General features: G+C 48.5%; 5 protein-coding genes. All 5 read right to left on the bottom strand.

Annotated features, from left to right (window positions below; all coding sequences use genetic code 11):
• Positions 1 to 66: 66 nt before the first annotated feature.
• Complete coding sequence (locus GF409_07215) at positions 67 to 369, bottom strand: HigA family addiction module antidote protein (GenBank protein MBD3426997.1); 303 nt, start codon at positions 367 to 369, stop codon at positions 67 to 69.
• 23 nt (positions 370 to 392) lie between these two features.
• Complete coding sequence (locus GF409_07210; protein ID MBD3426996.1) at positions 393 to 674, bottom strand: type II toxin-antitoxin system RelE/ParE family toxin; 282 nt, start codon at positions 672 to 674, stop codon at positions 393 to 395.
• Between the two features lie 44 nt (positions 675 to 718).
• On the bottom strand, positions 719 to 868 hold the full coding sequence (locus tag GF409_07205; protein ID MBD3426995.1) for a hypothetical protein: 150 nt from the start codon (positions 866 to 868) through the stop codon (positions 719 to 721).
• A gap of 360 nt (positions 869 to 1,228) precedes the next feature.
• The gene (locus GF409_07200; protein MBD3426994.1) at positions 1,229 to 1,528 is read right to left on the bottom strand and encodes a ribbon-helix-helix protein, CopG family; all 300 of its coding nucleotides are present in this window, start codon (positions 1,526 to 1,528) and stop codon (positions 1,229 to 1,231) included.
• Positions 1,529 to 1,664: 136 nt separating this feature from the next.
• A partial coding sequence (locus tag GF409_07195) for a DUF4914 family protein (GenBank protein MBD3426993.1) occupies positions 1,665 to 2,189 on the bottom strand: 525 nt, incomplete at its 5' end.

The raw sequence follows: 2,189 nt of genomic DNA, 5'->3' as shown, positions 1-2,189 counted from the left end.
CCCTTGTCGTGTTCCTGTTGTGGTCTGTCGTGGCTCATAAAACCCGGGACAGTTCAAGCCCGGTAATCATGATGCCTTATGGTAGGGAGTGATCTTATTCATTTCTTTTTCTTTCTTTTCCATCAAAACTTCCAAATCATAACGGCTCTGCATGTTCAGCCAGAACTCCGGAGTAGTACCGAAGAACCTGGACAGCCTCATAGCCGTATCTGCGGTTATTTTCCTCTTCCCTTTTATAATTGCAGCAATCCTTGGAGGATCAACGAAAATCTCTTTTGCAAGCATATAAGGGGTGATACCCATGGGCTCGAGAAACTCTTCCTTTAGGACTTCCCCAGGTGTGGTTAACTCGATAAGGTTCTGATCCATAATTATTCTTCTCCTGTCAAGACTCAATGGTAATCCGCAATCTCTACGTCGAAGGCATGACCGTCAACCCAACGAAAACAGACACGCCATTGGTCGTTTATACGGATGCTGTGCTGTCCTCTTCGATCACCCCTTAAAGCTTCAAGACAATTACCGGGTGGTATCCGGAGATCATTCAGTTCTACAGCATCCTCAATTAATCCTAACTTCCGTCTGGCCGTTTTGAATAGATCACTGGGAAAACTTTTAATCCGTTTCCTCTGCCAGATACTCTCCGTAAGACCATTTTTGAAGCTTTTTATCATATTCAATGATAGCGTATCTCACTAATAGTGTCAAACGCTAACTGTTAGCAAAAATGATTTATCCCATCCACGACACACACGACAATCACGACCTGTGTAATACCCAGCCCCGTCGTCTGCACCTTCGAGTAAGAGGCGCGTTCCGGTGGGTACGCGCCCTTGTCGTGTTCCTGTTGTGGTCTGTCGTGGCTCATAAAACCCGGGCACACAAAGACCGAGCTTGTTTTCCCCTATTTTGTTCTTTCAGCAAATTTTAACTATCATTTTACAGTGATGGATAACAATATCTCCGGCCTACCGGAACTGCTTACCTACTTCGAAAACAACGGCATATCTCAAAAAGTGATATCGATTTGAGCGACCTGCGAGTGGCTAAAGGACTCTTTCTTAAAGAGATTCTCACGAATGGTGAAGTCCTTTTGAACAAAGATTCGGAATTTCTCGGTAAAAAAGCGATTGAAATGATGGACTATCAAACAGACCTCGCACCTGCAGTCAACTCAATGTTAAAGGCCCGCTTAGAAGCAGTACTCAATGAAAAATTGCAATAGACATCACCACGCCTTTTCCACGACTATGGAAGGCACTGGGTAGTGCTTTTCATTGAGGGTGTAGAGCACACCGCCGCACGTTTCTACAGTTGCAGCGAGGACCGCATTGTTTATGTCCATCCCGTGTGAGGGATTCCATTTTTTATAAAAGCCGGCTGCGTACTGTTCGATCGCCTCCTCTACAATTTTCTTCTTCGATTTGTGAAGCCTTTTCGAAAGTTCATCGAGGACCCTGAGTACTGAGTCATCTATAGGTGCAGAGAATATTTTATCCGTGCTTACGCAAGCTTTTAATGTAAGTATATGTTGATGTCAAGTAGTCTGCTCCTCCCGGAAGCTGCCCCTGTTCCGTGCTATACTTGCCCCATGAGTACGGAAGAACATCCCGATCTGCCGCTGTTCAGGCGGCTTAGAAAACTCATAGCCGATTCATCGTCCCTTAGTCCTCCCCCTCGATGAGGCTTTCGTAGTCGCTTACAGCCCCGCCGTCGAGGCAGCAGGATATAATTTCCCTCCCGATCTTATCGAGCTCCGGTTTGTTGAATTTCTGGAGCTGGGTATGGAAAAACTCCGTAAGGATCTTCGCTCCCTCGTCGTAAGCCTCCTTGCCGACCTCCGGCTGTGTTTCGGTCTGGAGGAACCACCGGGATATGGTGCTTCCTTCGATCCGCATGGTCTGCAAAGCATAGCCGAGAAGGGAGCAGCGGGCGGGTATGGTGTAGTCGGAGTGGAACCGGGCATGTCCCCGCCGGGCCAGGTAGTCCCGTACGATCCATTGGGGCATAAAGCTCGTCTTCCACGCTCCCACGTGCTGGTTCGGGATGAGGACGTACCGTGTAGCCGGGGCATTGAGGAACTGCTGGAGGAGCAGGTTCGCCTGTGCGACCTTCTTTCCCGTGGTAAAGGGCCAGTAGCTTCCCACTCCTTCGCTGCTCATACCCCCGGTATCGACGATGCTCGGATT

The organism is Candidatus Omnitrophota bacterium, assembly GCA_014728045.1.
In the GTDB taxonomy this organism is placed as follows: Bacteria; Omnitrophota; Gorgyraeia; order Tantalellales; family Tantalellaceae; genus WJMH01.
This window is presented reverse-complemented; position numbering and strand designations above follow the sequence as displayed.